The following is a 19,497-nucleotide window of genomic DNA, read 5'->3' as shown; positions in this document are numbered from 1 at the left end:
TGCAGGCGGTCAGCTTGATGGCGTTGCCCTTGATGCGGCCGGTGGAGTCCAGGTGAGGGCCGGCGCACAGGTCGGTGAACTCGCCCTGCTTGTAGAAGGAGATGTGGGCGTCGGCGGGCAGGTCATTGATCAGCTCCACCTTGTAGGGTTCGCCCTTCTCCTCCATGAACTTGACAGCCTCTTCCCGGGGCAACTCGAACCGCTCCAGCTTCAGCTTCTCCTTGCAGATCTTGCGCATCTCGCCCTCAATCTGCTCCATGATCTCCGGAGTAAAGGGGAAGGGAGAGTCCATATCATAGTAGAAGCCCTCGTCGATGGAGGGGCCGATGGCCAGCTTCACCTCGGGATACAGGCGCTTGACAGCCTGGGCCAGCACGTGGGAGCAGGTGTGCCAATAGGTTTTCCGGTAGGTCTCGTCTTCAAAGGTATACTGCTTGTTTTCCTCGCTCATGGGGAATGCTCCTTTCCAATGGTCGGGGTAAAGAAAAAACGCTTCACCCCTGAGAGTCATTCAGGGGTGAAGCGGTACGCTCCACGGTTCCACCCTGCTTGCGCCCCTTGCGGTGCGCCGCTCGTGTCCTCTGTAACGGGAGGTCCCGTCCCAGCCTACATATCGGTGGGCGGCTCCAAGGCGGTAGCCGGTTCCGGTTGGGGCAAAAGCCGCTTGCAGCCTATGGCGGCTTCTCTCTTCTGTCTTCCCCGGACGGCGTCCTTTTCCATGCCTTTTTTCAAATTCGAGGACACTATATCACTTTGGTGTTTCTCTGTCAAGGGGACAATTCTCCCTGTAAATACCGCTCCTCCGTCCACAGCTAGGCCTGCCGCAGCAGCTGCTCCGCCTGCCCGTAATTGTGTGCTTCCAGAGCCGCCAGAGCATCCGTAACCGCGTTGAACAGATGGGTATACATCTCCTGATACATGATAATACCTCCCAATTATGAGTTGATAATTAAACTATAAATTTTAGTTTTCTTTACGTCAAGTTTGATTTCAAATTTTTAGTCCATTCTAGGGGAAGATGTCTAACAAATATGATAGGTACATCTCAACCGGAGGTATCCAGATATGGAATTGGACTATCATCTGATCGGTGGGCGCATTGCGCGGCGCAGAAAAAAGCTCAAATTGACGCAGATGAAAGTAGCAGAACGCGCCGATATTAGTGAACAGTATCTCTCCAACATTGAGCGGGCCACTTCCATCCCCTCCACGGAAGTCATTATGCGTCTGGCAGCAGCTCTGGAAACCACCCCGGACGAGTTCCTGGTGGGAACATCCCGGCAGGAGGAACGCTGGAAAACCATCGCCCAGTACCTGCGCACCATGGACGACCGCCAGCTGGACACGGCGGAGAGTTTTCTGGCCTGGCTGTCGGAACAAACATAATCTGTCTTGAATCAGAAAACCGCTGTCTTTCGACAGCGGTTTTTTCATGGATGTTCGTTCCGGCTCCGGCTCACTCCGCAGGCCACAGGATATCCCCGGCCACCGGCGTGTAGAAAAGCCGCTCTACCTCCCGGCGGTCTTGGGTGCGGCCCAGGATCCACATGAGCTTGGCGGTCACCGCCTCGGTGGTCATATCGTAGGATTCCAGAACCCCCAGGTCGGTTTTCAGCCGGTGGCCCACATGGTACACCCCCAGGTCGCTGCCCTCGTTTTCCACCTGGGTGGTAAGAACCACAGTCTTTCCTTTGTCCATCCAGTCCCGGACGCACTCGAAAAATCCCCCAGCCTCGGGGAGGCCGCCCACGCCGAAGCTCTCGATAATGAGGGCGTCGTTGCGCGAGAGCAGAAAATCCGCCACCTCCCGGCCCGCACCGGGCACCAGCTTCAAAAGGGCCACCTTGGGATCCAGCGTATCGTAAAATACCGGCCGGGCGCCGCAGCTTTGCCGGATGTAGCGCAGCAGCACGCCGTCCCGCAGCACCCCCAGCTCCGGAAAGTTGATGCTGGAAAAAGCCCGAAAACTCTTGGACCGGGTCTTTTTGGCCCGGGTGCCCAAAATCACCTTGCCGTTAAAGACAATGGACACCCCCGGCAGATCCTCCGTGGCGCACCGCAGGGCGTCCGTCAGGTTCACCTTGGAGTCTGTGGAGTCAAAGCCCATAGGCTTCTGGGCTCCCGTAAGCACGATGGGCTTGGGGCTCTTTTGAATGAGGTAGCTGAGGGCCGCCGCCGTATAGGCCATGGTATCGGTGCCGTGGGTGATGACGAACCCGTCATAGTCCTCATAGTGTTCCCGGACGCACTTTGCCATCTCCAGCCAGTGGGCCGGGGCGATGTTGGTGCTGTCCAGATTCAAAAGCTGCAAGCACTCCACCCGGCAGATCTCCGACACAGTGGGCAGGTGGGATAGCAGCTGCTCCGTGGTCAGCTCCGGCGCCAGGCCGTCATCGGTGACCTGGGAGGCGATGGTGCCGCCGGTACCGATGAGTAACACGCGCTTCATATGTTTCACTCCAAGTCTCTGTGATCCAGCGCCGCCAGGCCGAAGCGGGCCGCCCGGGTGACGGTCTGGCGCTCCTCCTCCGTTCCGGCGCTTTGGAGCTTTGTACGCAGCTCCCGCAAAAAGAGGCCCCGCAAAGAGTCCTCCCCCGCCCGGGCCCAGACATCCTGGGCCATCCGGGTGTGATCCCGGACCTCCAGGGCGTAGAACCGGTCTGCCAGGGCCTCCCGGATGGCGTCTGCACCCGCCCCCTGCTCCCCGGTCTCTCCGGTAAGAAGAATGCGGTACAGGTCCCCCGCCGTCTCCTCCGGCAGCGCCGCCTCCACGGCGGAGCGGGGATTCCGTCCGGTGACGTCCACCTTTAAAATCTCATAGCGGTGCCGGGCAAAGGGGACAAACTGCACCGACACCGTTCCCTCATCGGAGACGGTACCTTCGTAAAAGCCCTTTTCCCCCAGCTCGTCAAAGCCCCTTCCCTCCAGGCAGCCCGGCCAGGCCCATAACGTTCTGCCGGCTGACTCCGGCTCCATGCGCTTGTGGACATGGCCCAGCGCCAGGTATGCAAGGCCGCTGGCGGCGATCTCCTCCCGGCGCAGGGGATCGTAGCGGCTCCCGGTGTCCCCGGTGTCTCCGTGAAGAAGCCCCAGGTGGATCTTGCCGTCCTCCGGAGCCGCAAAGCCCGCCAGCAGGCTCCCCGCCTGCTCCGGCGCGGTAAAGGCCGCCCCGTGGATCACGGCCCCCAGCTCCGGCAGCTCCAGGGGTGTCATGGCATTCTCCTTAAAAATATGGACATTCTCCGGCCAATCCACCGTCTCCCAGACACTGCCGGAACCATACCAGTCGTGGTTGCCCGGGGCGATGCACACCGGAGCCTCCATGCGGCCCAGGGCATCGGCAAGCTGCTCACCGGTTTCCCGGAACACACTGGTGCCGTCCAGCAGATCGCCTGCCAGCAGCACCAAGGAAATACCGTGGGTATTGACGTAGTTTGCCAGGCGGAACACCAGTTCCCGGCTCTCCCGGCGGCGGGCGGCGGACTGCTGAGCTGTCAGGGCGCCGAAAGCGCTGTCCAGATGAAAGTCTGCCCCGTGGATGAATTTGAACATGGTCTCCCCCCTCTTATCATCTTTCGGTCAGGTGCTCACTCCGCCTGCCAGCCCTTGCACACATCCACCCACTCTACGAAGTTGGAGGAGTAGCGCTCCAGCTCCTCGCAGGTGAACTCGATGGCGCTGTTGCTGCTGCCCGCCGCAGGGAACACCGTTGCAAAGCGCTTGAGGGAAACATCCAGATAGGTCTTCACGTTCTCCGGCAGGGCAAAGGAGCACACGCCGCCCACATCGTGGCCGATGAGTTCATGTGCCTCCTCGTGGGTGAGCATCTTGGCCTTGGTGTGGAACTGGGCCTTGTACTTGGAATTGTCTACCCGGGCGTCTCCGGCCATGACGATGATGATGGGATCCTCTCCGATCTTGAAGCTCATGCTCTTGGCGATGCGGGCGCCCTCCACCCCCAGGGCCTGGGCCGCCAGCTCCACCGTGGCGGAGGAGACGGGAAACTCCATGATCCGGTCTGCGACGCCGAATCCCTGAAAATACGCTCTCACTTTCTCAATGGACATGATGATTCTTCCTCTCCGGCCGTCCTCCGGCCCTGGATTTTTTGGTTGTTTTTATCGGATATCCACCCGCTCCACATCCACGCACAGCCCCGTGGTGCTGTCCAGGGTGAATACCGCCCCCTGGAGCTTGGCAGGGCCCTGGGGCGTCTTGTACCGGCCCGGGAGCCCGCCCAAAAACGTCTCCACCGACTGCCAGGGCTCGATGCCCAGCACGGATTCCACCGCGCCGGTCATGCCCAGATCCGTGATATAGCCGGTGCCCTTGGGGTATACCCGCTCATCGGCGGTGGGTACATGGGTGTGGGTCCCCCACAGGGCGGACACCCGCCCATCCAGATAATAGCCCATGGCCAGCTTTTCGCTGGTGGCCTCCGCATGGAAGTCCACCAGGGTGAAGTCCGCCTCTCCCTCTCCCAGGAGCTTGTCCACCGTGGTAAAGGGGTTGTCCGCCCCCCAGCTGAGGCCGCAGCGTCCGATGAGGTTCACCACCCGGATCCGCACAGCCCCCAGGTCATAGATGCCGCAGCCCCGGCCCGGGGCCCGTCCGGTGAAGTTGGCGGGACGCAGCAGCCAGGCCACGTCGTCCAGGTACGGGGCGATCTGCTGCTTGCCGAAGGTGTGGTTGCCCAGGGTCACTACATCCGCTCCGGCGTCGTAAATGCGCTGGGCATGCTCCGGCAGCAGTCCCACTGCCGCAGCGTTCTCCCCGTTGACCACGGTAAAAGAGATGTTTTTCAGTTTTTGCAGGGGCCGCAGGTGCCGCTCCAGCTGCCGGAGCCCGGGCTCCGACACCACATCTCCCACAGCCAGCACATGATAAAGCATAGCGTTCCTCCGTTTTTCAACTCTAATGGGTAAGTATAACAAAAATCATCCCCGATGCAAAGGACTTCACAAAATTTTCCCCACGCCTTGCGTCCCGTCGGGACATTGCTTATAATAGTGTCGTCACAATAAGAAAGTCTTATCCCAGGAGGTTCCCATGGCTGTCAAACTGGAATTATACCGCGTATTCAAGGAAGTGGCCGACACCGGCAACATCTCCGTGGCGGCGAAAAACCTGTATATCTCCCAGTCTGCCGTGAGCCAGTCCATTAAGCAGCTGGAAACGGCGCTGCAGGCCCGCCTCTTTGCCCGCAGCCCCCGGGGCGTGACCCTCACCGGCGAGGGTCAGATGCTCTACCAGTACGTGCGCAGCGCCCTGGGCCTCATTGCCACGGGAGAGGACAAGCTCTCCCAGGCTCAGCAGCTGCTGCTGGGTACTCTGGTCATCGGTGCCAGCGACACCGTCACCAGCTTCTTCCTCACCAAATACCTGGACGCCTTCCACCGCCAACACCCGGGCATCCGGCTGAAAATCGTCAGCGGCCGCAGCGCCAAGGTTTTGAGCCTGCTGAAGTCCGGCACGGTGGATATCGCCTTTGCCTCCTCCCCGGCAGACCCCGCCCTGCACCACTGGCCCTGCTTTGCCACCCACTCCGTTTTCGTGGCAGGCAGCGGATACGACTGCGACTTTGACCATGTGTACTCCTGCCAGGAGATTGCGGCTTTCCCCCTGATCCTCCTGGAGCGCAAGGCCAGCAGCCGGGTGTTTTTGGAGCAGTATTTTCTCAAAAGCGGCGTCACGCTGACGCCGGAGATCGAGCTCTCCTCCCGAAGCCTTCTGGTGTCCCTGGCCCGCATCGGCCTGGGCGTTGCCGGCGTGACGCTGGAGTTCGTACAGGACTCCCTGGACGCCGGGGAGATCCGCCTGCTGAAAACCGACTTTGAGATTCCCGCCCGCAGCGTGGATATGTGCACCCTGCGGGACGTGACCCCCACAGCCGCGGCCTCCGCCTTTATGGAAATGGTCCGGGACGGGGTTTCGTGAGGTGGCGGTGTGGATACCTTCCTTTTGATCCTGGAGCTGGCGGGCACCCTGGCCTTCGCCGTCTCCGGCGCCATTACAGGCCTGAAAAAGAACATGGATCTTTTCGGCGTGTGCATCCTGGGGCTCACCACCGCCGTGGGCGGCGGCGTCATCCGGGACGTGATCCTGGGCAACACACCTCCCGCCACCTTCCAGGACCCCATCTATGCCCTGGTGGCCCTGGGTACCTCCCTGGTGCTGTTTTTGCCGGGCATCCGGCGGCTCCTCATGTGGGACCACCGGCTCTACGACCTGACGTTGCTGGTGATGGACTCCGTGGGCCTGGGAATCTTCACTGTTATGGGCATCCGCATCGCCTACTCCAGCACCCCGGATCCCACCTTGTTTCTGCTGGTGTTCGTTGGGGTGGTCACCGGCGTAGGCGGCGGGGTGCTGCGGGACATCATGGCCGGGGACACCCCCTACATCTTCGTCAAACACGTCTATGCCTCCGCCTCCCTGGCCGGGGCCCTTACCTGCGTGGGGCTTTGGGCAGTGTGGGGAGAGCTGCCCGCCATTCTGGGCGGCACCGCCGTAGTGATCCTTATCCGCTTCCTCTCTGCCTATTTCCATTGGAACCTGCCCCGTGCCCACGACTAAAACCAGACCGCCCCCCCTGCCGGGAGGCGGTCTTGTCGCTGTCTAAAAAGGCCCGTTGGCCTTTTTAGACAAAGGGCTGCATGATGGGCGGGGTTCGATTTCTTGGGAAATTGTCACCCCGCCCGTCATGAGAAGTGTCATTCCCGAGGCGCATGTCCCCGGGAATGACGGAATTCCATTTGATTCCGTCGTCTGCGGACGACGGAACTCTGCGAGGCTTTCCTGTGGAGAAGCGCTTCGACAGGCCAAAGACCGCCCCCTGCCGGGAGGCGGTCTTTTCCCTTACAGGTCGTCGATGTTCATTTTTTCGATCTCACTGCGCTTGCGGCGCTTCTCCCGCACCGCCCAGTAAATGGCCAGCAGCACCAGCGTGGGGATATTGGTCAGCAGGATCGTCAAAATCGCCATCAGGATATTTCGCACCACGCTGCCGGTATCCATCAGATTGAAGAGGTACAGCAGCGACCACAAAAAGGAGATCACCGGCAGCACCAGCCCCGGCCACTTACTCTCCCGCTTGGAGAGGAAGATCTGCAGCAGGATGCCGCCCACCACCAACACCAGCAGTACGATCAGGGTAACCCATATTACCCTTGTTGCCATTTCCATATCAAGTCTCCTCCTTCGTCTTGCGGTACGCGGTAATCAGGATCTTGGCAGTGTCGAAATCCAGCTTGTCATCCACCGCCAGCCGCTTCACCAGGGACACATAGGGATCCGCCTCTGCGTTCTCCGTCAGCTGGATCTTCTGGATCAGCCGATCCAGCCGCAGCCGCACTGTGGGGTAGCTGACGCCGTACACCGACGCTACTTCTTTCAGGGATCCGGACGCCAATAGAAATTTTTTGATGAAGGTCAGATCCTCGTCCTCCAGCTCCGCCATCCAGACCGGCATGTTGGCCATACATTCACGCCCCTTTCATAAAATTAATATAAACTTTAATTTTATGAAAGTCAATATTTATTTTTATAATAAATAAAATTAAAATCCCGCCGAAACCCCGGCGGGATTTTCAAGAAAACACAAATACAGATTTCTTCAACTTTACACGTTGAAGCGGAAGTAGATCATGTCGCCGTCCTGCACCACATACTCCTTGCCCTCGCTGCGCAGGAGGCCCTTCTCTCTGGCGGCAGCCACGCTGCCGTACTTGATCATGTCGTCATAGGCAATGACCTCCGCCCGGATAAATCCCCGCTCAATGTCGGTGTGGATCTTTCCGGCGGCCTGGGGGGCCTTGGTGCCCTTCTTGATGGTCCAGGCCCGGCATTCGTCCTTGCCGTAGGTCAGGAAGGAGATGAGGCCCAGCAGGGCGTAGGAGCACTTGATCAGCCGGTCCAGACCGGACTCCTGCACACCCAGCTCCTCCAGGAACATCTGCTTCTCCTCGCCCTCCAGCTCGGCGATGTCCTGCTCCAGCTTGGCGCAGATGGGCAGCACCTGGGCGCCCTCGGCATCGGCGATGGCCTTCACCTGCTGATAGTAGGGGTTGTCGTCCAGATGGGTGAATCCCTCCTCATCGGTGTTGGCAGCGTAGATGATGGGCTTGAGGCTCAGCAGGTCAGAGGTGGCGATAAGCGCCATGTCCTCATCGGAGCACTCGTAAGTCCGGGCGGACTTGCCGGCATCCAGATGCTCCGCCAGGCCCTTGAAGACCTCCACCTCATGGAGGAACTTCTTGTCGCCCTTGGCCGCCTTGGTAGCCCGCTCGATCCGGCGGTTCACCATCTCCAGATCCGCCATGATCAGCTCCAGGTCGATGGTCTCGATGTCCCCCTTGGGGTCCACCGGCACGTTGGTACCGGCGTCCGCCACCACGTGCATGATGTTCTCATCGTCGAAGCAGCGCACCACGTGGACAATGGCGTCCGTCTCCCGGATGTTGGCCAGGAACTTATTGCCAAGGCCCGCGCCTTGGCTGGCGCCCTTCACAAGGCCCGCGATATCCACGAACTCGATGACCGCGGGGGTCTTCTTGTCCGGCTCATATATCTCCGCCAGCTTGTCCAGCCGCTCGTCCGGAACGGCCACCATGCCCACATTGGGATCGATGGTGCAGAAGGGGTAGTTGGCGCTCTCCGCCCCGGCGTTGGTAATGGCGTTGAACAGGGTGCTCTTGCCCACGTTGGGCAGTCCCACGATACCTAATTTCATAAAAAGCAAATCTCCTTTGCCGTATTTTCGACTTTGTATTGTATCATTTCCGGCTGGAAAGTGCAAGGAAAAGAAAATGTAAAAAAGTCTTGACATTCAGTCCCGGATATCCTATGTTTAAGATGTAAAAAGAATTTTACATTCAGGGGGGTATTGGAATGAAAAGAATGGATGAGATGGAACTGCACATTCAACTGAGCGCCATGCGCTGGGCATGGCTGGTGGTACTGGTTGTCCTGGGAATGGTGCTGCTTGGGCTGACGGGAGTATAAGAGGCCATGGAAAACAACATCCGTCAGCTGCGCAAGGCAGCCGCTTTCCGGCAGGAGGACCTGGCCCAGGCTCTGGGGGTCACCCGCCAGACCATCAACGCCATTGAGAACAATAAATACGACCCCACACTGGGGCTGGCCATGCGCCTGGCCCGTCTTCTGAACACCCCGGTGGAGGAGATTTTTCATCTGCCGGAGACATAAGACACCCGGGAACGGCACACCGCTCCCGGGTCAGTTTCGTATGAGGGATCAGGGATAGAGGATCATCTTTCCCGGAACGCCGGCGCGGATCTGCTCCAGGGCCTTTTCATAGTCCTCCAGGGCAAAGCGGCCGCCGATGACCTGATCCATTTTGTACCATGGGCCCTGCACCACCTTGGCGAAGTCCTCCCACGTCTCCCAGATCTTCCGGCCGGAGACGCCGGTGAGCTGGACTTCCCGGTAGATGAGATCGTCGGTCATGTCCTCCAGGGTGACAGGCTTGCTGGGCAGGCCCACGCACACCATGCGCCCGGCTGCCCGCACACACTTGAGCCCTGTGTTGATGGCGGGAGCTGCACCGGTAATGTCGATGGCCACATCCACACCGATGCCGCCGGTGAGGGCTTTCATCTCCGCAGGCAGATTGCAGCGCCCGCTGTTGAACACAGCGTCGGCGCCCATCTTCCGGGCCACTTCCAGCTTCTCATCAATCAGGTCACAGGCAAAGACCTGTTTTGCCCCAAAGGTCTTGCTGGCGCTGATGGCCGTGAGGCCGATGGGGCCGCAGCCGCTGACCAGGACGGTCTTGCCGGCCACCTCCGCCGCCTCCACACCGTGGACGCCGGCGCCCATGGGCTCAAACATGCAGGCCGCCTCGTAGGAAATGTCATCACCCAGCAGGAACGTGCAGTCCTCCCTGATCTTGGCATACTCGGCAAAGGCGCCGTTCTGCGTGCAGCCGAAAAGCTGGACATTCTTGCAGATATGGGGCATACCGTTCTTGCAGAACCAGCACTCTCCGCAGGGGATGTGGGACTCACAGGAAACCCGGTCCCCCACATGGCGGGTAGTGACGTTTTTGCCTACGGCCACAATGTCTCCCGCCGTCTCATGTCCCAGCACCACGGGGGGATGGATCCGCTTTTGAGACCAGTCATCCCATTCCAGGATGTGCATATCCGTTCCGCAAATGGCGGTGCAGTGCACCTTGATGAGCACCTCATCGTCCCCCACTTCCGGGACGGGAAGGTCCGTATGATACACCAGTCCCCCAGGGCCCGGGGTCTCCTTCACCAAACCGCGCATGGTCGTCTGCATCAGAACATCCTCCTTTTTGCGTTTCTTTTTCTCCAGTTTACGGGGAACCCAGATGCCAGATTGTAACAAGGTATACAATTCTCCCTTGCATTTTTCACGAATTTCTGTTAATGTTTTTGTAAATGATTCCAAATTAAATGCCGGAATTCAGAAAGGAGGGTCTGTATGAGCGGTGAAAACCTGGTAACGCCCCGGGTCAAGGAGATGTTCCTGCGCCACGGGATCCGCCGCAGCTTTGCTGCCGGAGAAGTGCTGTTCGAAAAGGGCACCCCCGCCCAACGGGTAGGCTTCATCGCCAGCGGGCAGGCCCGTACCTACTGTCTCAATCCCGCCGGGGAGGAGATCGTCCTCTTCTATATCGGGCAGGACAATCTCATCTGCTCCGAGGCCCTGATGGATCATCCCAGCGTCATCGTCAGCGTCTCCGCCATCACACCTCTGGAGCTTTATACCCTCCCTCCCAATGAATTCCTGCGGCTCTGGCAGGCCCAGGGCCTTCCCCTGCAGGAGCTCTTTGCCCACTTTGTCCGCCGCATCACGCTGCTCTCGGACTACATCTGCTGTACCCATTTTCTGGAGGATGACAAGCGGGTTGCCTATTTCCTCCACTCCTGCTATGCCAGCGGCGGCCCCGTCATCGCCTACACCCACGAACAGATCGCCGCCATCACCGGTATGAGCCGGGTCTCCGTCACCCGGATCCTCAAACGGTTCCGGGAAGCGGGCATCCTCTCTCAGGAGTACCGGCGCATCCGGATCCTGGACGACGGAAAACTCTCGGAGGTATTCCACTCCCTGGGCTATTTCCTGGATTAGCCGTTTCCTGCCTTCCCACACATGCCAAAAAGCGCACCGTGTCTGACACGGTTCGCTTTTTTGTCGTATGTTCTACCGAATCGGTTTCCTGCTATCTGAACCTCTGACCGGACTGCCGCATGAGCAGCTTTGCCTTCTCCGCAGCTGTTGCCGCGAAACCGCTCTCAGTCCGCAGGGGGCTTCCTGCCTCAGGTGGCGTCACGGCTGCTGGAGCCGCTGAAGCCGTTTCCAAAGAAGTAGTCGAAGAAGTCCTCATAGGGATTGTAGGAGTTGCCGCTTTCATCCTGGGTACTCTCATCCTGGGTGGAAACCGTCTGCTGGTCGGCAGGGACGGAATCCCAGGTGACATTCACGGTCAGGGTCTTGCCCTGACGGTAAATGGTGAACTCCGTGGTATCACCGGCGGAATAGGGTTTCTTGGCCGCCGTCAGATCCTCCATGGAGGTGATGGTGGTGTCGCCCACCTTGGTAATGACGTCGCCCACCTGGATACCGGCCTTGGCAGCAGCGCCGCCCTCTTCCACAGAGTAGATGTAAACGCCCTCGGTGAGGCCGGTCTGCTGGGCCATCTGGGCATTCATGGTGCCGGCGGTGACACCCAGATAGGGCTTATCGGTGACATAGCCGTTGGTCATGATGTCCTCGATCATGCTCATGACATCGTTGATGGGGATGGCGAAGCCCAGGCCCTCCACAGATTCCTCACTGCTGTCGCTGGAGTACTTGGCGGAGACGATGCCCACCACTTCACCGTAGCTGTTGAGCAGGGGGCCGCCGGAGTTGCCGGGGTTGATGGAGGCATCCGTCTGGATCATGTTGAAGGGCGTGCCGGAGACGTTGATGGCCCGGTTCACGCAGGAGACCATGCCGCCGGACATGGAGAAGGTCAGCTCACCCAGGGGGTTGCCGATGGCCAGCACGTGGTCGCCCACGTTCAGCTTATCACTGTCACCGACGGTGACAGGCTGGAGGCCGCTGGCGTCGATCTTCAGCACGGCGATATCGTAATCCTCGTCGCTGCCGATGATGGCGGCATCGTAAGTGTCGCCGTTATAGAGGGTGACCTTCACGGTGCTGGCACCGTCGATGACGTGGTGATTGGTGACGATGTAGCCGTCCGCCGTGAGAATGAATCCGGAACCGGCGGAAGCGGACTGCACCTGATGGCCGTAGAAGTTGGTGGTGGAGGTGGAGTTGATGGAGACGGTGGAATTGACGGTGGCGGCGTAAACCTCCGCGTCGCTCATCTCCGTCTTGCCGTCCACCTGCTTGAGTGCCACCTCGGTAGCCTGGCGGCTGCTGACATTGACGGAGGTGCTGCCGCCGCTGCGGCCCACGCCCCAGACGATACCGCCGCCCACGGCGCCGCCCAGCAGGGCACACACCAGGGCCAGCGCCACCAGCTTCATGCCCTTACGGTCTTTTTTCACAGGCTTCATCTCCTGCACGGGCTGCTGGGGGCCCGCCTGATAGTTGTGGATCTGTTCATCCACGGTGGGATGGTTGCTCTCCGGCTGAGCCGTTTCGCTGCCGTCCTTGCGATATGTGTAATGATAAAGATTCTTCTCGTCGTTATACATGGTTGATACCTCCTATTTGTATCCTGCCCATCTGCATTTCAGAACCGATGATACAGCGGGATTGTGTCGAAAGTGTGAAGTGCTTTTGACGGTTCTCTGAAATTTCTCGGTCTCCTGGGCTCCTCTGGTTTCCTCGGATGCCTTTCTCAACTTTCTGAGGGCAGTATAGGACGGCTAACTTAAAAAGGTCTGAAAGGTTTTTGAATATTTTTTGAACCTCCGGTTTTCCAGGGGAAGAAGGTGTGGTATGATAGGGAAAAATCCATCACAGGAAAGGATCAAACCTGCCTTGCTGAAAATCGACAACATCAAACTCGCCCCGGGAGACGGCCCCGCCGCCCTGGCGGCGGAAACCGCCCGGATCCTCCGGGTGCGGGAGAAGGATATCCAGACCCTGCGCGTCCTGCGCCGCAGCATCGACGCCCGGGAGGACGTGCGCATCGTCTATACGGTGGAAGCGTCTTTAAAAGATGAGGCCGCCGTGCTCAAGCGCTGCCGCAGCAAAAAAGTCTCCCGGATCCAGCGCACCCCCGGCTATCTGCTCCCTGCCCCGCTGCCTCCCCAGGATATTCCGCCGGTGGTGGTGGGCGCGGGCCCCGCGGGCCTCTTTGCCGCCCTGGTACTGGCCCGGACGGGGCTGCGTCCCATCCTGCTGGAGCGTGGACGGAGCGTGGAGCGCCGGGCGGAGGACGTGGAGCGCTTCTGGTCCACCGGGGAGCTGGACCTCACCTCCAACGTTCAGTTCGGGGAGGGCGGCGCCGGTGCCTTTTCCGACGGCAAGCTCAACACCGGCACCCGGGACATCCGCCACCGCTTCATTCTGGAGCAGCTGGTCTCCTGCGGCGCTCCGGAGGATATTCTGGTGGACGCCAAGCCCCATGTGGGCACCGACTACCTACACATCGCCCTGAAAAACCTCCGCCGGGAACTGCTGGATCTGGGCGCAGACATCCGCTTTGAAAGCCGCCTTGCGGATCTGGAGATCCAAAACGGTGCCCTGCGGGGCATCACGGTGGAGGGCCCGGAGGGCACCTATGCCCTGCCCTGCACCCACCTGGTGCTCTGCCCCGGCCACTCCGCCCGGGACACCTTTGCCATGCTCCATGACCGGGGCATTCCCATGGAGGCCAAACCCTTTGCCGTGGGCGTACGCATTGAGCATCCCCAGGCGGCGGTGAATGCCGCCCAGTACCGTCAGTACGCCGGACACCCCGGTCTTCCCGCCTCCTCCTACAAGCTGGCCTGCCACCTGCCCAATGGCCGCTCCGCCTTCTCCTTCTGCGTCTGCCCCGGCGGCGAGGTGGTGGCCGCCGCGTCGGAGCCCGGCCGGGTGGTCACCAACGGCATGAGCGAATTTGCCCGGGATAAGGTGAACATCAACGGTGCCCTGCTGGTGAACGTCACGCCGGAGGATTTCGGCGGCACCGATGACCCTCTGGCCGGCATTGCCTTCCAGCGGAAGCTGGAGGAGGCCGCCTTCGCCCTGGGGGGCGGCGGCTTCCGCGCCCCCGCCCAGCGGGTGGGGGATTTCCTCTCGGGCCGCCCCTCCCAGGGTCCCGGTGCCGTGGCGCCCTCCTACCGCCCCGGTGTCACCTGGTGTGACCTGCATGCGTGTCTGCCGCCCTTCGTGGCAGAGGCGCTGTCCCAGGCCCTGCCCATTCTGGGACAGAAGCTCCGGGGCTACGACGATCCCGACGCCGTGATGACAGCGGTGGAGAGCCGCTCCTCCTCCCCGGTGCGCATTCCCCGGGACGAGACGTATCAATCCGCCCTTCGGGGCCTGTATCCCTGCGGCGAGGGCGCCGGCTATGCCGGAGGCATCCTCTCCGCCGCTGCCGACGGTATGCGGGCAGCGGAGCACATCTGCCAATCCATTCAACAGGAGGTTCATTCCCATGAGTCGTGAGATCTGTGTTTATCTGGAATTCCTCACGGACGCCCACCGGGCATCCATCCGCGCCGCCGCGGAACAGGCGGGCTTTACTGTCCACTTCTTTACCCCCAACCAGTTTGAGGAGGCCAAGGCCTGCGTCCAGCACTGCGAGGTGCTCTATGCCCACTCCCCGGAGCTGCTGCGGGCGGCTCCCGCCTCTCTCAAGTGGTACTGCTGCTCTTTCGCCGGGGTGGATCCCTACTGCAAGGACGACGGCATCTTCCAAAATCCCGACTGCATCCTCACCAACTCCAATGTCTACGGTGTCACCATCGCTGAGCATGTGGTGATGGTGACGCTGATGCTGCTGCGGCGGATGCCGGAGTACATCGAGATCACCCGTAACCGCAGCTGGTCCAACCAGCTGGCGGTGCGCTCCATCCGGGACAATGAGATCACCATTCTGGGCACCGGCAACATCGGCAACAACGTGGCGGAGCGGATGCGGGGCATGGGCATCGGCCACGTCATCGGCCTGAGCCGCAGCGGCAGGGGCCGGGAGGACCTCTACGACGAGGTGCTGCCCATCTCCCAACTGGACGAGGTGCTGCCCCGCACCAAGATTTTGCTGATGGCCCTGCCCGGCACGGCGGAGACCGCCGGCATCCTCAGCCGGGAGCGCATCGCCCTGCTGCCCGCCGACGCCATCGTTATCAACGTGGGCCGGGGCCCCGCCGTGGACCAGGTGGCCCTGGCGGAGGCGCTGAACGCCGGACGCATCTCCGGCGCGGCCCTGGACGTGATGGTGCCGGAGCCCCTGCCTAAAGACGATCCCCTCTGGAACGCCAAGAACCTGATTCTCACCCCCCATGTCTCCGGTAACATGACTTTGGGCTACACCTGCGACCGCAACGTGGAGCTCTTCTGTGCCGATCTTGCCAATTACGCCGCCGGACGTCCCCTTCAGGGCTTGGTGGACCGGAAACGGGGGTATTAAGGGACAAAGCGGCTGGAGTCGGGCAGCGTGCAAGCAGAAATTGCGCAGATGCCCGGCTTCCAGGGCAGACTTCCCGGCAGGGCCATGATATCTTACGGGTATCATAGAAAGGAGTTGTCCCCATGACCATCGGAGAAAAGATCGCCCTCCGGCGCCGCAACGCCGGCCTCTCCCAGGAGACCCTGGCGGGACAGCTGGGCGTCTCCCGGCAGGCCGTCAGCCGTTGGGAAACCAACGAGTCCCTCCCCGATACGGAAAAAGTGCTCCAGCTGTGCCGCATCTTCGGCGTCTCCGCCGATGATCTGCTGCTGGATCAAGCACCGGAAACTGCTTTGAAGTTTAACGCTGCCCGTCCCCTCCTGCCGGTCTGGCGGCGGGCATTCCGGTATGTCTACCTGGGCCTGGGCGCCGTTGGCGTGGTACTGGCATTGGTAGGGCTAGCAGGAGTCCTTCACTGGGCGGTGACCACCCACATGTGGGACCCGGATTGGGGCCGGTTCGGCTCCGCCCTGACAGACACCCGGTACGGTGCCATACTGTCGGGGGGATTGCTTTTGCTGCTGATCGCCCTGACTCTGCTGGTCTTCGATGTGCTGCTGTCCAAACGGGACCAGATTCAGGCTTCATCCTCTCACAGAAAGGAATCCGATATATGAACAACTTTACCTTCTACGCCCCCACTCTCTTCGCCTTCGGCGACGGGGAGGAATCCCGCACCGGCGCCCTGGTGCGCCAGTTCGGCGGCACCAAGGTGCTGCTGGTCACCGGCGGCGGCTCCGTCCACCGCAACGGCTCCTACGACGCTGTCACCGCCTCGTTGAAGGCGGCGGAGCTCCCCTATGTGGAGCTCTCCGGCATCCAGGCCAACCCCCGCAGCGGCAAGGTCTACGAGGGCATCGATCTGTGCCGCCGGGAAGGGGCGGACTTCGTCCTGGCCCTGGGCGGCGGCAGCGTCATCGACACCGCCAAGGCCATTGCCGCAGGCGTCCCCTATGACGGGGATTTCTGGGACTTCTTCTCCACCCGGACGCCGGACACTATTTTGCCGGTAGGCGTGGTACTGACCCTCTCCGCCACCGGCAGTGAGGGCTCCGACAGCTGCGTCATCACCCATGAGAAGGGAAACCTCAAGTGGGGCAACAAGAAGTCTGACCTCTACCGGCCCAAGTTCTCCGTCCTGAACCCCCGCTTCACCTGCACCCTGCCTCCCTATCAGACCGCCTGCGGCGCTGTGGACATGCTGGCCCACATCTGTGAGCGGTACTTCACCAACACGCCGGACGTGGCTCTGACGGACCGGCTGGCAGAGGCGCTGATGAAGACCATTCTGGAAGCGGCTCCCCGGGCCATGGCGGATCCCAACGACTATGCCGCCCGGGCGGATCTTATGTGGGCAGGCATGCTGGCCCACAACGACTCCTGCGGCGTGGGCCGCCGCCAGGACTGGGCCAGCCACCAGATCGAGCATGAGCTCTCCGCCTTCTACGACTGCGCCCATGGGGCGGGGCTGGCAGTGGTGATGCCCGCCTGGATGGAGTACGTCCTGCCCCACGATCCCATGCGCTTTGCCCGCTTCGCCGTGGAAGTCTTCGGCTGCGAGATGGACTACGCCTGCCCGGAGCGCACCGCCCGGGAGGGCATCCGCCGCCTGACGGCATTCTTCCGGTCTCTGGGTATGCCCACCACCTTTGCTGAGATCGGCGCCAAGGCGGAAGATATCCCCGCCATGGTGGCTCACCGGGGTGAGAAGCCCGGCGGCTTCCCCTTCGGCGGCTTTGTGGAGATCGGCCCCAAGGAGATGGAAGCCGTGCTGCGCCTGGCAGCGGAACAGTAAATCCATCAGGAAACGCACAGCGCCCGGAGAGATGCTCTCCGGGCGCTGTATGGTATTTTCATGTAATATCCGCCGGGGCGCTCACTCCGTCAGGCCCATGGTCTCCCACTTGTGGCCCCGGAAGCGGATGACAAACAGCACCGCCCGCAAGATCCAGTCAAAGAACATGGCCATCCAGATGCCCAGCACGCCGAAGCCCCAGAAACGGCCCATCAAAACGCCCAGGCCCACCCGCAGCGTCCACATGGACACCGTGGAGACGATGAGGGTAAAGCGGGTGTCCCCCGCCGCCCGGAGGGCCTGGGGCAGGGTGAAGGCCGCAGGCCAGATGACAATGCCGAAGCCCCCGTGCATCCAGATGATCTTCTCCGCATAGTCCTGAGCCTCGGGGGAGACGTTGTAGAGCCGCATGATCAGGGGCATCAGCAGCCACAGCACCACGATGGTCAGCGTCATGTAGAGGTAGGCGGTCTTCATAAGCTTCTTGGTATAGTACCGGGCCCGCTCATAGCTGCCGGCGCCGATGCAGCGGGACACCACCGTCACGATGGCCAGGCCCAGCGCCGTTCCTGCCACGCACTGGAAAGAGGCGATGGTGTTTCCGATGGCGTTGGCGGCCACAGAGGCGGTGCCCAGCACGGACACGGTGGACAAAAGCAGGATCTTGCCCAGCTGGAACATGCTGTTCTCCAGGCCGTTGGGCACGCCGAAGCGCAGGATGTTCTTGACCACATAGCGGTCATGCCGGAACGTGAAATGCTCCACCCGCAACGGGAGATTGGAACGCTTCAGCAGCAGCACCACCATGGCCACCGCTGCGAAAATCCGGGACACCAGGGTGGGATAGGCCACGCCCTCCACCTCCATGCCCACGGCAAAGATCAAGACGGCATTGCCCACCACATTGATGGCGTTCATGGTCAGGGACACCCACATGGAGATGCCAGAGTTGCCCATCACCCGGAACAGTGCCGCTCCCGCACTGTAAATGGCCAAAAACGGCGTGGAGGCCTCTACGATCATAAAGTAGGTGTTGGCGTAGGCGGCCACATCCGGCTCCACCTGGCCGAAGACCACCCCCAAAATGAAGCCCTTGCCCAGATAAAAGAGCACGGTGATCAGCAGCGATACTTCCCCCATGAACAGCAGCAGCTGCTGTCCCGAGTGGCCCGCCTTATCGGGTTCCCGCCGGCCCAGATACTGTCCGGCGATGACGGCGCCGCCGGTGGCCAGGGCCGCAAAGGCGTTTACCAGCAACACGTTCACCGTATCCACCAAAGATACGGCGGACATGGCCGCCTCGCCCACCTGGGCCACCATCAAAGAGTCCGACAGGCCAACGGTGATAGCCAGCAGCTGTTCCACCACCAGGGGAACCACCAGCTTGCGCAGATCCCGGGCGGTAAATTCCACACTCAGTTGTTTATTCTCCAAAATTTCTCGTTCCTCTCCCTCTGCTCTCAGCGGAACTCCCGGGGGCTCATGTGAAATGTCCCCTGGAAGGCCCGCAAAAACGTCGAATACTCTCCAAAGCCCGCCTGCTCCGCCGCCTTCATCACCGGCACGCCGGAGCGGATCAGCTCCCCCGCCAGCACCAGCCGCTTCTGGCTGATGTATTGGTGGACGGTGTAGCCGGTAACGGCCTTGAACCGGTGCATCAGATAATACCGGCTCAGGTAAAACCGGTTTGCCAGTGCCTCCACCGTGAGATCCTCCGTAAGATGGGCGGCAATGTAGCGCAGGATCTCCTCGATCTTGGGATCAATGCGGTAGCTGTCCACCTGGTCCTGGGCGGTGCGGTCCCGGAGGATATCCCGGTTCACCCGGATCAGCAGCTGCTGGCAAAGCGTGTCCGCCATGCGGGAAGCACCGAACTCCCGTTCCCGCAGAGCCTCCTCCAGCCGCTGGATCTCCTGCATATAGGCAAGGCGCCCCTCCGGGGGAAATCGCAGCAGGTGGAATCCCCTCTGGGCGGCGATGTAAAAGCAGGTATCCAGGGATTCGCCGGGGTCGCTGCGCTTGTCCATCCACTCCCGCCCCAGCCAGATCACCACCCGCTCATAGGGCTCCGCCGGGTCGATGATGGGCCGGT

Annotated in this window: 20 protein-coding genes and 1 pseudogene; 9 read left to right on the top strand and 12 right to left on the bottom strand. The window is 61.1% G+C overall.

Going from position 1 to position 19,497, the window contains the following annotated elements:
• A pseudogene (locus ACT67G_RS09250) lies at nucleotides 1–451 on the bottom strand (threonine--tRNA ligase); the annotation flags it as partial.
• A gap of 614 nt (nucleotides 452–1,065) precedes the next feature.
• Between ACT67G_RS09250 and ACT67G_RS09245 the strand changes: the two are divergent.
• A complete protein-coding gene (locus ACT67G_RS09245) occupies nucleotides 1,066–1,386 on the top strand; it encodes a helix-turn-helix domain-containing protein (RefSeq protein ID WP_325247958.1) in 321 nt (106 codons plus the stop codon).
• 70 nt (nucleotides 1,387–1,456) lie between these two features.
• Here the strand turns inward: ACT67G_RS09245 and ACT67G_RS09240 are convergent, their stop codons facing one another.
• From ACT67G_RS09240 to ACT67G_RS09225, 4 genes are read right to left on the bottom strand one after another with little or no spacing between them, the layout of a single operon-like run.
• Nucleotides 1,457–2,449 (bottom strand): asparaginase, encoded by a 993-nt coding sequence (locus ACT67G_RS09240; protein WP_326215637.1) that lies wholly within the window; start codon nucleotides 2,447–2,449, stop codon nucleotides 1,457–1,459.
• A gap of 5 nt (nucleotides 2,450–2,454) precedes the next feature.
• Entirely contained in the window at nucleotides 2,455–3,552 is a 1,098-nt protein-coding gene (locus ACT67G_RS09235) for a metallophosphoesterase family protein (RefSeq protein WP_443664049.1), read from the bottom strand.
• A gap of 35 nt (nucleotides 3,553–3,587) precedes the next feature.
• Nucleotides 3,588–4,067 carry a YbaK/EbsC family protein gene (locus tag ACT67G_RS09230; protein ID WP_325245157.1) on the bottom strand — a complete coding sequence of 160 codons (480 nt, stop codon included), beginning with the start codon at nucleotides 4,065–4,067 and terminating at the stop codon, nucleotides 3,588–3,590.
• A gap of 51 nt (nucleotides 4,068–4,118) precedes the next feature.
• Nucleotides 4,119–4,892, bottom strand: a complete 774-nt coding sequence (locus ACT67G_RS09225; RefSeq protein WP_326215639.1) for a TIGR00282 family metallophosphoesterase — start codon at nucleotides 4,890–4,892, stop codon at nucleotides 4,119–4,121.
• Between the two features lie 157 nt (nucleotides 4,893–5,049).
• Here ACT67G_RS09225 and ACT67G_RS09220 point away from each other — a divergent pair, with 157 nt between their 5' ends.
• Nucleotides 5,050–5,937 (top strand): LysR family transcriptional regulator, encoded by an 888-nt coding sequence (locus tag ACT67G_RS09220; RefSeq protein ID WP_325245161.1) that lies wholly within the window; start codon nucleotides 5,050–5,052, stop codon nucleotides 5,935–5,937.
• A gap of 9 nt (nucleotides 5,938–5,946) precedes the next feature.
• Nucleotides 5,947–6,576, top strand: a complete 630-nt coding sequence (locus tag ACT67G_RS09215; protein WP_443664048.1) for a trimeric intracellular cation channel family protein — start codon at nucleotides 5,947–5,949, stop codon at nucleotides 6,574–6,576.
• A 282-nt stretch (nucleotides 6,577–6,858) separates the two neighbouring features.
• On the opposite strand, the gene ACT67G_RS09210 is transcribed toward ACT67G_RS09215, so the two are convergent.
• The 3 genes from ACT67G_RS09210 to ychF form a co-directional block, all read right to left on the bottom strand.
• Entirely contained in the window at nucleotides 6,859–7,185 is a 327-nt protein-coding gene (locus ACT67G_RS09210; protein ID WP_325245165.1) for a hypothetical protein, read from the bottom strand.
• A gap of 1 nt (nucleotide 7,186) precedes the next feature.
• Nucleotides 7,187–7,480 carry a DUF2089 family protein gene (locus ACT67G_RS09205; protein WP_325245167.1) on the bottom strand — a complete coding sequence of 98 codons (294 nt, stop codon included), beginning with the start codon at nucleotides 7,478–7,480 and terminating at the stop codon, nucleotides 7,187–7,189.
• A gap of 141 nt (nucleotides 7,481–7,621) precedes the next feature.
• On the bottom strand, nucleotides 7,622–8,731 hold the full coding sequence (gene ychF, locus ACT67G_RS09200; protein WP_443664047.1) for a redox-regulated ATPase YchF: 1,110 nt from the start codon (nucleotides 8,729–8,731) through the stop codon (nucleotides 7,622–7,624).
• Between the two features lie 278 nt (nucleotides 8,732–9,009).
• Between ychF and ACT67G_RS09195 the strand changes: the two genes are divergently transcribed.
• Complete coding sequence (locus ACT67G_RS09195; RefSeq protein WP_325245171.1) at nucleotides 9,010–9,207, top strand: helix-turn-helix transcriptional regulator; 198 nt, start codon at nucleotides 9,010–9,012, stop codon at nucleotides 9,205–9,207.
• A gap of 48 nt (nucleotides 9,208–9,255) precedes the next feature.
• On the opposite strand, the gene ACT67G_RS09190 is transcribed toward ACT67G_RS09195, so the two are convergent.
• Nucleotides 9,256–10,305, bottom strand: a complete 1,050-nt coding sequence (locus ACT67G_RS09190) for a zinc-binding dehydrogenase (RefSeq protein WP_326215644.1) — start codon at nucleotides 10,303–10,305, stop codon at nucleotides 9,256–9,258.
• A 165-nt stretch (nucleotides 10,306–10,470) separates the two neighbouring features.
• On the opposite strand from ACT67G_RS09190, the gene ACT67G_RS09185 reads away from it, so the two are divergent.
• Nucleotides 10,471–11,121, top strand: a complete 651-nt coding sequence (locus ACT67G_RS09185) for a Crp/Fnr family transcriptional regulator (RefSeq protein WP_325247292.1) — start codon at nucleotides 10,471–10,473, stop codon at nucleotides 11,119–11,121.
• Between the two features lie 188 nt (nucleotides 11,122–11,309).
• On the opposite strand, the gene ACT67G_RS09180 is transcribed toward ACT67G_RS09185, so the two are convergent.
• Nucleotides 11,310–12,701 (bottom strand): S1C family serine protease, encoded by a 1,392-nt coding sequence (locus ACT67G_RS09180; RefSeq protein ID WP_443664046.1) that lies wholly within the window; start codon nucleotides 12,699–12,701, stop codon nucleotides 11,310–11,312.
• Between the two features lie 289 nt (nucleotides 12,702–12,990).
• Here ACT67G_RS09180 and ACT67G_RS09175 point away from each other — a divergent pair, with 289 nt between their 5' ends.
• From ACT67G_RS09175 to ACT67G_RS09160, 4 genes are all read left to right on the top strand, one after another.
• Nucleotides 12,991–14,607: an NAD(P)/FAD-dependent oxidoreductase gene (locus ACT67G_RS09175; RefSeq protein ID WP_443664045.1), complete on the top strand. Its 1,617-nt coding sequence runs from the start codon at nucleotides 12,991–12,993 to the stop codon at nucleotides 14,605–14,607.
• On the top strand, nucleotides 14,597–15,571 hold the full coding sequence (locus ACT67G_RS09170; RefSeq protein WP_443664044.1) for a D-2-hydroxyacid dehydrogenase: 975 nt from the start codon (nucleotides 14,597–14,599) through the stop codon (nucleotides 15,569–15,571). The genes ACT67G_RS09175 and ACT67G_RS09170 overlap by 11 nt, the downstream gene beginning before the upstream one ends.
• Before the next feature lie 122 nt (nucleotides 15,572–15,693).
• Nucleotides 15,694–16,227 (top strand): helix-turn-helix transcriptional regulator, encoded by a 534-nt coding sequence (locus ACT67G_RS09165; protein WP_325247636.1) that lies wholly within the window; start codon nucleotides 15,694–15,696, stop codon nucleotides 16,225–16,227.
• Nucleotides 16,224–17,405 carry an iron-containing alcohol dehydrogenase gene (locus ACT67G_RS09160; RefSeq protein ID WP_443664043.1) on the top strand — a complete coding sequence of 394 codons (1,182 nt, stop codon included), beginning with the start codon at nucleotides 16,224–16,226 and terminating at the stop codon, nucleotides 17,403–17,405. Before ACT67G_RS09165 ends, ACT67G_RS09160 begins: the two co-directional genes overlap by 4 nt.
• Before the next feature lie 81 nt (nucleotides 17,406–17,486).
• Here ACT67G_RS09160 and ACT67G_RS09155 read toward each other — a convergent pair whose 3' ends face one another.
• Together ACT67G_RS09155 and ACT67G_RS09150 are read right to left on the bottom strand one after the other, a co-directional pair.
• A complete protein-coding gene (locus ACT67G_RS09155; RefSeq protein WP_443664042.1) occupies nucleotides 17,487–18,839 on the bottom strand; it encodes an MATE family efflux transporter in 1,353 nt (450 codons plus the stop codon).
• Nucleotides 18,840–18,865: 26 nt separating this feature from the next.
• On the bottom strand, nucleotides 18,866–19,497 hold a 632-nt coding region (locus ACT67G_RS09150), incomplete at its 5' end, for a helix-turn-helix domain-containing protein (protein ID WP_443664041.1).

The sequence above is a fragment of the Dysosmobacter sp. genome (assembly GCF_052306735.1).
Lineage (GTDB): Bacteria > Bacillota > Clostridia > Oscillospirales > Oscillospiraceae > Oscillibacter.
The sequence above is the reverse complement of the archived record's forward strand: the minus strand, read 5'-3'. Positions and strand labels throughout refer to the sequence as shown.

Excerpts from the sequence above, each read along its gene's own strand:
- ACT67G_RS09245 (WP_325247958.1), top strand. The coding sequence starts at position 1,066 with ATGGAATTGGACTATCATCTGATCGGTGGGCGCATTGCGCGGCGCAGA.
- ACT67G_RS09240 (WP_326215637.1), bottom strand. The coding sequence starts at position 2,449 with ATGAAGCGCGTGTTACTCATCGGTACCGGCGGCACCATCGCCTCCCAG.
- ACT67G_RS09235 (WP_443664049.1), bottom strand. The coding sequence starts at position 3,552 with ATGTTCAAATTCATCCACGGGGCAGACTTTCATCTGGACAGCGCTTTC.
- ACT67G_RS09230 (WP_325245157.1), bottom strand. The coding sequence starts at position 4,067 with ATGTCCATTGAGAAAGTGAGAGCGTATTTTCAGGGATTCGGCGTCGCA.
- ACT67G_RS09225 (WP_326215639.1), bottom strand. The coding sequence starts at position 4,892 with ATGCTTTATCATGTGCTGGCTGTGGGAGATGTGGTGTCGGAGCCCGGG.
- ACT67G_RS09220 (WP_325245161.1), top strand. The coding sequence starts at position 5,050 with ATGGCTGTCAAACTGGAATTATACCGCGTATTCAAGGAAGTGGCCGAC.
- ACT67G_RS09210 (WP_325245165.1), bottom strand. The coding sequence starts at position 7,185 with ATGGAAATGGCAACAAGGGTAATATGGGTTACCCTGATCGTACTGCTG.
- ACT67G_RS09205 (WP_325245167.1), bottom strand. The coding sequence starts at position 7,480 with ATGGCCAACATGCCGGTCTGGATGGCGGAGCTGGAGGACGAGGATCTG.
- ychF (WP_443664047.1), bottom strand. The coding sequence starts at position 8,731 with ATGAAATTAGGTATCGTGGGACTGCCCAACGTGGGCAAGAGCACCCTG.
- ACT67G_RS09195 (WP_325245171.1), top strand. The coding sequence starts at position 9,010 with ATGGAAAACAACATCCGTCAGCTGCGCAAGGCAGCCGCTTTCCGGCAG.
- ACT67G_RS09190 (WP_326215644.1), bottom strand. The coding sequence starts at position 10,305 with ATGCAGACGACCATGCGCGGTTTGGTGAAGGAGACCCCGGGCCCTGGG.
- ACT67G_RS09185 (WP_325247292.1), top strand. The coding sequence starts at position 10,471 with ATGAGCGGTGAAAACCTGGTAACGCCCCGGGTCAAGGAGATGTTCCTG.
- ACT67G_RS09180 (WP_443664046.1), bottom strand. The coding sequence starts at position 12,701 with ATGTATAACGACGAGAAGAATCTTTATCATTACACATATCGCAAGGAC.
- ACT67G_RS09170 (WP_443664044.1), top strand. The coding sequence starts at position 14,597 with ATGAGTCGTGAGATCTGTGTTTATCTGGAATTCCTCACGGACGCCCAC.
- ACT67G_RS09165 (WP_325247636.1), top strand. The coding sequence starts at position 15,694 with ATGACCATCGGAGAAAAGATCGCCCTCCGGCGCCGCAACGCCGGCCTC.
- ACT67G_RS09160 (WP_443664043.1), top strand. The coding sequence starts at position 16,224 with ATGAACAACTTTACCTTCTACGCCCCCACTCTCTTCGCCTTCGGCGAC.